The sequence below is a fragment of the Kitasatospora sp. NPDC023118 genome, from assembly GCF_055560875.1.
In genome coordinates, this window is sequence record NZ_JBVHHW010000030.1 from 1 (window position 1) to 11717 (window position 11717).

At 74.6% G+C, this 11717-nt stretch carries 9 protein-coding genes and 2 pseudogenes; 7 read left to right on the forward strand and 4 right to left on the reverse strand.

Translation table 11 applies throughout. The features are described from left to right. The 4 genes and pseudogenes from ACZ3UD_RS30325 to ACZ3UD_RS30340 form a co-directional block, all read left to right on the forward strand. Positions 1-114 (forward strand): annotated as a pseudogene (locus tag ACZ3UD_RS30325) (electron transfer flavoprotein subunit beta); the annotation flags it as partial. Positions 115-159: 45 nt separating this feature from the next. Continuing rightward, entirely contained in the window at positions 160-1122 is a 963-nt protein-coding gene (locus tag ACZ3UD_RS30330; protein ID WP_402952090.1) for an electron transfer flavoprotein subunit alpha/FixB family protein, read from the forward strand. Between the two features lie 193 nt (positions 1123-1315). Beyond that, on the forward strand, positions 1316-2737 hold the full coding sequence (locus ACZ3UD_RS30335) for an AMP-binding protein (protein WP_465594706.1): 1422 nt from the start codon (positions 1316-1318) through the stop codon (positions 2735-2737). A gap of 266 nt (positions 2738-3003) precedes the next feature. Beyond that, the gene (locus ACZ3UD_RS30340) at positions 3004-3897 is read left to right on the forward strand and encodes a C40 family peptidase (protein WP_465594709.1); all 894 of its coding nucleotides are present in this window, start codon (positions 3004-3006) and stop codon (positions 3895-3897) included. A 114-nt stretch (positions 3898-4011) separates the two neighbouring features. On the opposite strand, the gene ACZ3UD_RS30345 is transcribed toward ACZ3UD_RS30340, so the two are convergent. Next, positions 4012-4926 carry a PfkB family carbohydrate kinase gene (locus ACZ3UD_RS30345; RefSeq protein WP_465594712.1) on the reverse strand — a complete coding sequence of 305 codons (915 nt, stop codon included), beginning with the start codon at positions 4924-4926 and terminating at the stop codon, positions 4012-4014. A gap of 387 nt (positions 4927-5313) precedes the next feature. Here ACZ3UD_RS30345 and ACZ3UD_RS30350 point away from each other — a divergent pair, with 387 nt between their 5' ends. Together ACZ3UD_RS30350 and ACZ3UD_RS30355 are read left to right on the forward strand one after the other, a co-directional pair. Beyond that, complete coding sequence (locus ACZ3UD_RS30350) at positions 5314-6381, forward strand: NUDIX hydrolase (RefSeq protein ID WP_465594715.1); 1068 nt, start codon at positions 5314-5316, stop codon at positions 6379-6381. 108 nt (positions 6382-6489) lie between these two features. Beyond that, positions 6490-7353 (forward strand): DUF4184 family protein, encoded by an 864-nt coding sequence (locus tag ACZ3UD_RS30355; RefSeq protein ID WP_465594718.1) that lies wholly within the window; start codon positions 6490-6492, stop codon positions 7351-7353. Here ACZ3UD_RS30355 and ACZ3UD_RS30360 read toward each other — a convergent pair. After that, positions 7304-8668, reverse strand: coding sequence for a M20/M25/M40 family metallo-hydrolase (locus ACZ3UD_RS30360; protein ID WP_465594721.1), 1365 nt, complete (start codon positions 8666-8668; stop codon positions 7304-7306). The genes ACZ3UD_RS30355 and ACZ3UD_RS30360 overlap by 50 nt on opposite strands. A gap of 322 nt (positions 8669-8990) precedes the next feature. Here ACZ3UD_RS30360 and ACZ3UD_RS30365 point away from each other — a divergent pair, with 322 nt between their 5' ends. Continuing rightward, the gene (locus ACZ3UD_RS30365) at positions 8991-10172 is read left to right on the forward strand and encodes a geranylgeranyl reductase family protein (RefSeq protein WP_465594724.1); all 1182 of its coding nucleotides are present in this window, start codon (positions 8991-8993) and stop codon (positions 10170-10172) included. Between the two features lie 165 nt (positions 10173-10337). On the opposite strand, the pseudogene ACZ3UD_RS30370 reads toward ACZ3UD_RS30365, so the two are convergent. Then, positions 10338-10676 (reverse strand): annotated as a pseudogene (locus tag ACZ3UD_RS30370) (glycosyl hydrolase family 18 protein); the annotation flags it as partial. A gap of 16 nt (positions 10677-10692) precedes the next feature. Then, on the reverse strand, positions 10693-11685 hold the full coding sequence (locus ACZ3UD_RS30375; protein WP_465594727.1) for an ArsR/SmtB family transcription factor: 993 nt from the start codon (positions 11683-11685) through the stop codon (positions 10693-10695). Positions 11686-11717: the final 32 nt, after the last annotated feature.

The following is an 11717-nucleotide window of genomic DNA, read 5'->3' on the forward strand; positions in this document are numbered from 1 at the left end:
GCGGTCGAGTCGGTGGCGGCGCGTCCGGCGCGCACCGCGGGCACGGTCGTCAAGGACGAGGGCGAGGGCGGCAAGCAGCTCGCCGGCTTCCTCGCCGACCAGAAGTTCATCTAGTCCCACCCGTCAGCGCATCCAACGATCGATCAGGAGCAACGAATCATGGCTGAGATCCTGGTTCTGGTGGACCACGCCGACGGTGTGGTCCGCAAGCCGGCCCTCGAACTGCTGACCCTGGCCCGCCGCATCGGCGAGCCGTCCGCCGTCGTCCTCGGCGCCGGTGCCGCCGCGGCCGACATCGCCGCCAAGGCCGGCGAGTACGGCGCCGCCAAGGTGTACGTCGCCGACGGCGCCGAGTTCACCGACCAGCTGGTCGTCCCCAAGGTGGACGCCCTGGCCCAGATCGCCAAGACGGTCGCCCCGGCCGCCGTCCTGGTCACCTCCTCCGGAGAGGGCAAGGAGGTCGCCGCCCGCGTCGCGCTGCGGATCGGCTCCGGCATCATCACCGACGCCGTCGACCTGGAGGCCGGCGACGGCGGTCCGGTCGCCACCCAGTCGGTGTTCGCCGCCTCCTTCCAGGTGAAGTCCAAGGTCACCAAGGGCGCCCCGGTCATCACCGTCAAGCCGAACGCCGTCGCCCCGGAGGCCGCCCCGGCCGCCGGCGCGGTCGAGAACGTGTCGGTGGAGTTCACCGGCAACGCCGCCAAGGTCACCTCGCGCACCCCGCGCGTCTCCACCGGCCGCCCCGAGCTGACCGAGGCCGCCATCGTGGTCTCCGGCGGCCGCGGCGTCGGTGCTGCCGAGGGTTTCGGCGTGGTCGAGGAGCTCGCGGACGCGCTCGGCGCGGCCGTCGGCGCCTCGCGTGCCGCCGTCGACGCCGGCTGGTACCCGCACAGCAACCAGGTCGGCCAGACCGGCAAGCAGGTCTCCCCGCAGCTCTACATCGCGGCGGGCATCTCGGGTGCCATCCAGCACCGGGCCGGCATGCAGACCTCGAAGACCATCGTGGCCGTCAACAAGGACCCCGAGGCCCCGATCTTCGAGCTGGTCGACTATGGCGTGGTCGGCGACCTCTTCCAGGTCCTGCCGCAGCTCACCGCCGAGGTGAAGGCTCGCAAGGCCTGATCCCGCGGACAGACCGCGGAGGGCGTGGCACCGGGTGCTCGGTGCCACGCCCTCCGTCGTTCGCCCCGGTCCGCAGGCGCCGGAGCGGTGGCCCGTAGAGTCGGCCCGACAGCGCGGGATGCGGCGGCGCACGGCATGACCGGGTTCGGCGGGTTCGGCGCGACCAGGGTGAGACGAGGGCGAGGGCGGAAGCATGGCACTGCTGACGGCACTTCAGGGTGACTACGGCGACGCGGCGGACGCGCTGCGGATCGACGGTCGGGCGCTCTCCCGGGAGGACCTGCTGGGCGCGGCGACCGCCGTGGCCGACCGGGTGGCGGGCGCCCCCGCGCTCGCCGTGCTCGCCCGGCCCACCGTGGAGACGGTCACCGCAGTGGTCGGCGGCCTGCTGGCGGGTGTGCCGGTGGTGCCGCTGCCGCCAGACTCGGGGCCGAAGGAGCGTGAGCACATCCTGCGCGACTCCGGCGCGGCGCTGCTCGCGCACGCCGCCGGGGAGGCCGCGCCGGAGGGTGCTTCGGTGGAGGCCCTGCCGGTCGACCCCGCCGAGCGCTCCGCCACCGGTTACGCCGAGCCGGCCGCCGACGCGACCGCCTTCGTGCTGTACACCTCGGGCACCACCGGCGCGCCCAAGGGCGCGGTGATCCGGCGGGAGGCGATCGCCGCCGACCTGGAGGCGCTGGCCGCGGCCTGGCAGTGGACCGCCGGGGACACCCTCGTGCACGGCCTGCCGCTGTTCCACGTGCACGGGCTGCTGCTCGGCGTGCTCGGCGCCCTGCGCACCGGCAGTCGGCTGGTGCACACCGGGCGGCCCACCCCGGAGGGGTACGCGGCGGCGGGCGGCAGCCTGTACTTCGGCGTGCCCACCGTCTGGTCCCGGCTGGCGGCGGACCCCGCGGCGGCCGCCCGGCTGGCCTCGGCCCGGCTGCTGGTCTCCGGCAGCGCGCCGCTGCCCGTACCGGTGTTCGAGAGGCTGGCGGCGCTCACCGGGCACGCCCCGATCGAGCGCTACGGGATGACCGAGTCACTGATCACCGTCAGCACCCGGGCGGACGGAGAGCGGCGCCCCGGCAGTGTCGGGCTGCCGCTGGAGGGGGTGCGCACCCGGCTGGTCGGCGAGGCCGGCGAGCCGCTGCCGTACGACGGGGAGAGCGTCGGTGAGCTGCAGGTTTCCGGTCCGACCCTGTTCAGCGGCTACCTCAACCGGCCGGACGCCGACGCCGAGGCCTGGACGGCGGACGGGTGGTTCCGCACCGGGGACGTCGCGGTGATCGGGCCGGACGGCTTCCACCGGATCGTCGGCCGCGCCTCGGTGGACCTGATCAAGAGCGGCGGCTACCGGATCGGCGCGGGCGAGGTGGAGGCCGCGCTGCGCGACCACCCGGCGGTCGCCGACGCGGCGGTGGTCGGCGCACCGGACGAGGACCTCGGACAGGCGATCGTCGCGTACGTCATCCCGGACGGCGCCGTGACGGGGGAACAGCTGACGGCCTTTGTGGCCGAGCGGCTCTCGGTGCACAAGCGGCCGCGCCGGGTCGTGCTGGTACCCGAACTGCCCAGGAACGCACTGGGAAAGGTGCTGAAGAAGCAGTTGCTCGCGGAGGCCGAGGGCCGCTGATGACGGGGCGTCGGCCGACCTCCCGCTGACGGGTGCTCACCCTGACGCCCCGTCGGTTGCCACCGCCCGGGAAACCTTCCTTTGGCGCACTCCAGTGCGCGCCGTGAGCGAACGCGTGCTTAACGTGACACACAGGCAGAACTGATCTGCCGAGCGGACGGACCGGCGATCCCGGGGCCTACCGCGTGTCCGCAGCAGTTTCCGCAGCCGCCCGTCCGGCGGCCGTTCGCAACAGTGCGTTCGAAGCAGCGAAGGAAGTCAGCAGGATGACCACCGCCAATACCAGCGTGCCGGATGCCGCCGACGAAGCGACCGGGCAGCACGCCCCCGCCACCGCCGACCGCTCCGGCGGACCCGCCCGTCCCTCGCGGGCCGCGCGGGTCCGCCGGGGGATCGCGATGGCGGCCGTGGTCGCGGTCGGGACCGGGGTGATCGGCCTCGGCACCGGCGTGAGCCCCGCGGCCGCGGAGCGGGCGCCGGCGCACGCCGGGTGGGACGGCTCGCGGTACTGGTTCAAGAACGCCCAGGGCGAGTGGCGCTGGACCACCCACTACGACATCTACCTGGCGCGGACCAGCGGCGCGACGTCCTCGCCGACGTCGTCCGCGAAGTCGACCGGGGGGATCAAGCAGGGCTGGGACGGTTCCCGGTACTGGTTCAAGAACGCCCAGGGCGAGTGGCGCTGGACCACCCACTACGACATCTACCTGGCGCGGACCGGCGGGTCCTCGTCCTCCTCCGGCGCCCCGTCCTCCTCCGGCTCCTCGGGCTCGTCCCATGACTCGGTGGCGGGGGACCGCAACGTCGAGGCCGCCGTGCAGTTCGCGCTCGCGCAGGTCGGCAAGCCGTTCATGACGGCGGGCAACGGTCCGGACGGGTACGACTGCTCGGGCCTGGTGCAGCAGTCCTTCCGGCGCGGCGGCATCGAGCTGCCGCGGATCGCCAACGACCAGTACGCGGCGACCACGCCGATCAGCGCGAGCCAGCTGCGCCGGGGCGACCTGCTGTTCTGGTCGCCGGACGGTACCCGGCGCGGGATCCAGCACGTGGCGATCTACCTGGGCAACAACCAGTACGTCGAGGCCGCGCGGCCCGGGACGAAGATCCGGATCTCGGGGATCAGCAAGGGGTACTACCCGGCGTACATGGGACGGCCGTAGCGGGGTCGCCGGTTCGGGCGCCGAGGGAGCCGGTGTTCGGCTCGGTGCCTCTGGCGTGCGTCCGTGTGCCGGACTCCAGGGGGCGGTCGGTGACGTGCGTTCACGCGCGGGAGCTCAGAGGTCGGCCGGGCGGGGGAGGGCGCCGCGGGCGCCGAGCGCGGTGACGGCGAAGGCGCCGGCGGCCACGGCGGTGGCGGCCGCCCCGGGGAGGGCGGCGCCGCGGGCCAGCCCGGCGGCGAGGGCGCCGCAGAAGACGTCGCCGGCGCCGGTGGTATCGACCACCCGTACGGCGGGCGCGGGCAGCCTGGCGAGTTCCTCCCCGGTGACGACCAGGGCGCCTTCGCCGCCGAGGGTGACCACCGCCCCCTCGGCGTGGCGGGCGAGGGCGCGGGCGGCTTCGGTGACGGTCGCCGCGCCGGTGAGCTGGCGGGCCTCGACGGCGTTGGCGACCACCAGGGGTCGGCGGCCGCCGGGACCGGGATCGGGCAGTGCCCCGGCCGGGGCGGTGTTGTGCAGCCAGCGGGTGCCGCCGTTCGGGCCCGCGGTGGGGAGGGCGGCGGCGGTGGCGCGGATGCACTCCGCGGGGACCTCGTTGCTGGTGAGGACCACGTCGACCGGGAGCAGGTGGAGCCGGGCCAGGGCGGCGGTGACCTCCTCCGGGGTCAGTTCGGCGTTGGCGCCCGGGACGACCACGATGCTGTTCTCGCCCGACGGGTCGACCATCACGATCGCCTGACCCGTGGGCGCATCAGGGTGCGTGAGCACGGCGCCCGTCTGGACCTCCGCGCCGCGCAGATCGGCGAGCGCCGCCTCGCCGTCGGCGTCGCGCCCGATCTTGGCGATCAGGTGGGTCGCCGCGCCCATCAGGGCCGCCGCCACCGCCTGGTTGGCGCCCTTGCCGCCGAAGCCCTGGCCGGCGGAGGTGGTCAGGACGGTCTCGCCGGGGGACGGGAGCACGGGGCAGCGGAGGATCCGGTCGGTGTTGACCGAGCCGATGACGACGACCCGGCCGGCGGGAAGCAGCTTCATCGTTCCTCTGTACGCGCCGGGGTGCGGGCGGCGCAAGAGGCACTCGCGGAGGCGGGCAGGGGAGACCGGGGGCGGGAGGTCGCAGGGGCGGCGCGCACGGCGTACGGGTGGGGCGCGCGGCGGAAGTCGGCCGGTCCGACTTCCTGTGCGCACGGCGTACTGTCAGCGGGCGGCTTTGCGGTCGAACGGTCTGCATGCCTCCTGGCCCAGGCCCCTGGCCTGGGCACATGCCTCTGTCAAGGGGCGGGCCGGGGCGCGTGGGCGGGCGCGGCGGGCAGGTATGGGGAGCGGCGTGGCGCGGGTACCACCTCGGGTGGCGCTGGTTCGGTCGACGGGGGCGCTGCCCGGTGCGTACGGCATCGGGGCAAGTCGAGGGCAGGGGACGTTGTGATCGTCTGGGTCAATGGCACATTCGGGGCGGGCAAGACGAGTGCCTGCCGCGAGCTGGTGGAACTGCTGCCCGGGAGCGTGCTCTTCGATCCCGAGCTGGTGGGCTTCGGTCTGCGCCGGATGCTTCCGGCCGACCGGCTGGCTGCGGTGTCCGACTTCCAGGACCTGGCGGCCTGGCGCCGGCTCGTCCCCGAGACGGCGGCCGCGCTGCTCGGCGAGGTCGGCGGCCCGCTGGTGGTCCCGATGACCCTGCTCAGAGAGGACTACCGGGACGAGATCTTCGGCGACCTCGCCGCCCACGGGATCGCGGTGCACCACTTCGTCCTGGACCCAGAAGAAACGATCCTGCGCGACCGCATCACGCAACGCGAGGAGTGCCCGGGCGATCCGGAGGCCAGCGAGCGGGTCCGCAACTGGTGCCTGGAACACCTGCCCCGTTACCGGGCCGCCCGCCGCTGGCTGGTCGGCGACGCTCGGATGCTCGACACCAGCCAGCTCACCCCGCGCGAGACCGCGCACCGGATCGCCGAACTGGTCCGGGTCGGCGCCGCGCGCTGCCCGATCGTCCAGAGCCCCGACCCGACCGGGGACACCGTGGCCTCGGCGGTGCTGTTCTTCGACGAGCAGGACCGGGTGCTGCTGGTCGACCCGGTCTACAAGCCCGACTGGGACTTCCCCGGCGGCGTGGTCGAACGCGGCGAGGCCCCCACCGACGCCGCCCTGCGCGAGATCGCCGAGGAACTGGGGCTGCGGCTCGACCCCGCCATCCTGCGGCTGCTCGCCGTCGACTGGGAGCCGCGCACCGGCCCGCGCCGCGGCGGCCTGCGGCTGATGTACGACGGCGGGCTGCTCGACGACGAGGGCCGGCAGAACCTGCTGCTGCAGCAGGAGGAGCTGCGCGGCTGGCGGTTCGTCACCCTGGACGAGGCGGCCGACCTGCTGCCGCCGAGCCGCTACCGGCGCCTGGCCGCGGCGCTGGAGGCGCGGCGGATCGGGGAGCTGCGGTACCTGGAGGCGGGGAGCCGGGTGGCGCTCGGGCTGGCCAGTACGGCGGACGCCGCGTAGGGCTGCGGTGGTCGGCGGGTGGGCCTGTCGTGGTCGGTGGCTGGGGCGGCTGCGGACCGGGCCGACCTCGGTTGGCCCGGCGAGCGGTGCGGGCGTCAGGATGGGGGCATGCCGTTCACGTTCAGTCATCCCGCCGCCGTCCTGCCCCTGCTGCGTGCCGCCGGGGAGCGAGGGCCCCTGGTGGCCTCGGCGCTGGTGGCCGGGTCGATGGCGCCCGATGTGCCGTTCTTCGCCGAGTCGCTGCTGCCCGGGGTCTACGAGCACGGCGGGCTGCTGCACCGCTGGTGGGCGGTGCCGACGGTCGACGTGGCGGTCGCCGCCGCGCTGGTCGCGGGGTGGCACGGGCTGCTGCGGGCGCCGCTGGTGGGGCTGCTGCCCGAGCGGTGGGCCGGCGGCGCCGAGGCGCTGACGGTCCGCCGGGCCGGTGGCGGCGGCAGCCGGGGGACGGACGCGGCGTGGTTCCTTGGGTCGGCGGCGATCGGCGCGGCCACCCACGTCGGCTGGGACGCGTTCACCCACGGTGATCGGCTGGGCGTACGGCTGCTGCCCGTACTGGAGCGGAAGGTGGCCGGGGTCCCGCTCTACGAGGCGCTGCAGTACGGGACTTCGGTGCTCGGTCTGGCCGCGATGGCCGGCTGGGCGGCGCGTACGGTGCGGGCGGTCGAGCCGGTGCGCCCCGACGTCCGGCCTGCGGCCCGGACCCGGCGGGTGGCCGTCGCGGCGCTGGGCGCGGCGACGGCGGCCGGGGTGCTGCACCGGCTCAGCCCGCTGCGGCGGAACCTGGTCCCGGAGGTCTGCTTCGGCGCCGGGGCCGGACTCGCGGTGGGCGCGGTCGGCTACGCGGCGGTGGTGGCGGCCGCCCGCCGGTGGCGGGGCGGGCGGCCGGTGGCGGACCCGGAGGTCCGCACGGTCCCGACCGGCGTCAGGCAGAGCGCAGTTCGGCGTAGCGGCGCAGGAACAGGGCCTCGGTGAGGGCCATCCGCTCCAGCTCCTGCGGGTCGACGCTCTCGTTGACCGCGTGGATCTGGGTGGTCGGCTCCTCGACGCCGATCAGCACGATCTCGGCCCTCGGGTAGAGCGAGCGCAGGGTGTTGCAGAGCGGGATCGAGCCGCCCTCGCCGGAGGCGACCATCGGGGTGCCGAAGGCCTCGGCCATGGCCTCGCCCATCGCCTCGTACGCCGGGCCGCTGGTGTCGGCGCGGAACGGGGCGCCGTTGCCCTGGCGCTCGATGGTCAGCCGGGCGCCGAGCGGGACCTGCGCCTCCAGGTGGGCGACCAGCGCGTCCTGGGCGGCGTCCGAGCTCATGCCCGGCGGGACGCGCAGGCTGACCAGCGCCTTCGCGGCGGCCTGCACGGAGGAGGTGGCGCCGATCACCGGCGGGGCGTCGATGCCGAGGACGGTGACGGACGGGCGGGCCCACAGCCGGTCGGCGATGGTGCCGGTGCCGGTCAGGGCGACGCCGTCGAGCACCTTGGCGTCGGCGCGGAACTGCTCCTCCGGGTACTGCACGCCCTCCCAGGTCTGGTCGGTGGTCAGCCCGGCGACCGCGACGTCGCCGTTCTCGTCGTGCAGCGAGGCCAGCATCCGGACCAGGCACTGCAGCGCGTCCGGGGCGGCGCCGCCGAAGGCGCCGGAGTGCAGGTTGCCGCCCAGCGTGGTGACCGAGGCCTCGACCACCGTCATGCCGCGCAGCGAGGCGGTCACGGTGGGCAGGCCGGCGGCGAAGTTGCCGGTGTCGCCGATGATGATGGCGTCGGCGGCGAGCAGCTCGGGGTGGGCCTCGGCGTAGCGCTCCAGGCCGCCGGTGCCCTGCTCCTCCGAGCCCTCCACGATGATCTTCAGACCGACCGGGTAGGCGTCCCCGTACACCTGGCGCAGCGCCCGCAGGGCGGTCAGGTGCATCAGGATGTTGCCCTTGCAGTCGGCGGCGCCGCGCCCGTACCAGCGGCCGTCACGCTCGGTCAGTTCGAAGGCGGGGCTGATCCAGGCGGCCTCGTCGAGCGGGGGCTGGACGTCGTAGTGCGAGTAGAGCAGGACGGTCGGGGCGCCCTCGGGGCCGGGCAGCTCGCCGTAGACGGACTGGGTGCCGTCCGGGGTGTCCAGCAGCTGGATCTTGGTCAGGCCCTCGGCGGCGAAGGCGTCGGCGACCCATTGAGCGGCCTTCTGGCACTCCTCGACCGGGAACTGGCGCGGGTCGGCGACCGACGGGAAGGCGACCAGTTCGGCGAGGTCGGTGCGGGCACGGTCCATCAGGGACCGGACGGCGTCGGCCAGGGGCTGTGACATCGGGGCTCCGAGGGGACGGGTCCGCCCGTGGGGTGGTACGGGCGGAGGGGTCGTTTGGGGTACCGCCGATCATAGGCGGAGGCGATTGTCGGGTGGTGCGGCGTCCGGGTGGCCGTGCGGACGCATAGGATTGCTCGACGTGACTGACTCCGGAAGCTCCGATTCCCGTAGCCCGCTCGACCGTACGACCGCGTCGGTCGGAGGTGAGGCGTCCGCGCAGGTGTCAGCGGCGTCGCCGCAGGTGTCGAGGGCGTCGACGGAGGCGTCAACGGCTGCGGCGGATTCGGCGGATCCGGCGGCGTCGGTGGGGTCGGCGGCCTCGGTGGGACAGCTGGACGGCGTCTGGGACGTGGTGGTGGTCGGCGCCGGGCCGGCCGGGGCCTCCGCCGCGTACGCCGCCGCCGCGCAGGGCCGCCGGGTGCTGCTGCTCGACAAGGCCGAGCACCCTCGCTACAAGACCTGCGGCGGCGGCATCATCGGCCCCTCCCGGGACAGCCTGCCGCCGGACTTCGAGCTGCCGCTGCAGGACCGGGTGCACGCCGTCACCTTCGCGTACGACGGGCGGTACACCCGGACGCGTCGTTCCGAGCGGATGCTGTTCGGTCTGGTCAACCGGGACGAGTTCGACCTGCGCCTCGTGCAGGCGGCCAAGCAGGCCGGGGCGGTACTGGTCACCGGAGTGACCGTCACCGGGGTCGAGCAGCGGGGCGGTGACCACCGGACGGCGCTGGTCACCGCGGCCGACGGGCGCAGCTTCGAGGCGCGCGCGGTGGTCGGCGCGGACGGCAGCGCGAGCCGGATCGCCCGGCACGTGGGCGTCACCTTCGACCAGATCGATCTGGGCCTGGAGGCGGAGATCCCCGTCCCGCCGCAGGTCGCCGCCGACTGGTCGGGCCGGATCCACCTCGACTGGGGCCCCCTGCGCGGCAGTTACGGCTGGGTGTTCCCGAAGACCGAGTCCAGCAGCCTGACCGTGGGCGTCATCTCGGCGCGCGGCGACGGCGAGCGGACCAAGCAGTACCTCGCCGACTACATCCGGCGGTTGGGCCTGTCCGGCTTCACCCCGCAGGTCGAGTCCGGGCACCTGACCCGGTGCCGGGCCGAGGACTCGCCGCTCGCCCGCGGCCGGGTGCTGGTCGCGGGCGACGCGGCCGGGCTGCTGGAGCCGTGGACCCGTGAGGGCATCTCCTACGCGCTGCGCTCGGGCCGGCTGGCCGGTGAGTGGGCGGTGCAGATCGCGGAGGCGGGCAACGCGGCGGCGGTGCGGCGCGAGGCGCTGAACTACGCGTTCGCCGTCAAAGCCGGGCTGGGCGTGGAGATGCGCGCGGGCAAGCAGCTGCTGGGCGCCTTCGAGCGGCGGCCGTACCTGTTCCACGCGGCGGTCTGCCTGGTGCCTGCCGCCTGGCGGGCCTTCGCCCGAACCACCCAGGGGCACACGAGCTTCGCGCAGGTGCTGCGGCAGTACCGGGCGGCGCGGCGGCTGGCGGCCATGGCCTCGCGGTAACCGGTCTGCTGCCGGGTGGGGCCGGCGTTCCTCCGCCCAGCGGAGCGAACGCCGGCCCCGTTCGCCGTGCGGGGTGGGCTATTTGAGGCCGGCTACCTGGGCCTGGCTACTGAGTCCGGCTGACTTGAGTCCGGTTACTTGGGCCCGGCTGCTTGAGTCCGGCGGCTTGAGTCCGGTGTCGAGTGCGGTCATGAGGGTGCCGGACGGGGTGTCGCCGGACATCTGCCAGATCATGCCGCCGAGCAGGTTCGTCGACTTGAGGTAAGCCGCCTTCTGGGCGATCGACCAGGCGTCGTCGAAGGTCCACCACTGGCCGCCCGCGCCCGTATGGCCGTACGTGGCAACGGACTTGGGGTCGTGGTAGACCGTGAGGCCGGGGACGCCGCTGATGAGGTTGTTGTAGCCGCGTGTCCCGGCCTCCTCGGCGAACCGGCCGGGGGCGGCGCCGTTCGCGGACTGCCAGGCGCCGTTGGCGCCGCCGTCCGCCGTCGGTTGTCCGCTGCGGGCCGTTCGCCGGCTGTTACCGGCCACCGGTCAGCTCGTCCCCGAGCACGCTGCGCCGGTACAGCACCGAGCGGCCGTGCCGGGCGCGGGTGACCAGGCCGGTGGCCGCCAGGACGGACAGGTGCTGGCTGACCGCGCTCGGGGTGACGCCGAGGCGATAGGCGAGGTCGGTGGTCGAGGCGGGCTCGGCGAGCAGGGCCAGCAGCCGGGCTTTCGGGGCGCCGACCAGCGACTCCAGGGCCGCCGACGCCACCGGCGGGTCCGCGCCCGCGCCGCCCATGGCCGCCTGCCCGCGCGCCGGGTAGGAGATCTGCGGCTCCCGGTTCTTGCTGATCATGGTGATCGCCCCGCGTACGAAGCAGGTCGGGCTGAGGACCAGCCCGCGCCCGTCCACGGCGGTCTCCACGTCCCCGTCCCCCCAGTGCCGGTTGATCGACAGTACGCCGTCCGCCCAGTGCAGCCGGTGGTCCAGGTCCGCGAACAGTGCCGCCGCGCCCTGCTGGGCGAGCACCCGCGCCCGGTAGACCAGGTCCGCCTCCAGCACCGCACGGGCCTGCGGCCACCAGCCGGGCGCGAGGCACGCCTCCCAGTACTCCTTCAGAGCGTCGGAGATCCGTGCCAGCAGCCGCGCCGGATCGGCGAGTCCGTCGTCGAGCAGGGCGGGCAGCGGCTGCCCGTGCGACAGGAAGGTCTGCTCCAGCTCGCCGCGCAGCAGCTCCGGCGGCAGCGCGCGCACGACGGCCAGCTCGGCGCGGAAGTCGCCGGCGGCTGCCGTCGGTCGGGGCGTCAGGAAGTCGGGGACCCAGCGGTTCTCGGCGACCAGTGCGAGCAGCAGACGGCGCGATTCCAGCCGCTCGAATGTGGGCCGGAGTTGCTCGAAGGCCCTGGTCTGGAGCGGGTAGACGCCCGGGTGGGTCCACATCCGCAGGCTGAGCACCGCCTCGTGGATCGGGGAGACGGCGAACCAGGTGGTGGCGAGGTCGGCCAGCCGGAGTGTGAAGCGGTGCACGTACGCCCCCCTCGTAAGATTCAGCCAGAGCC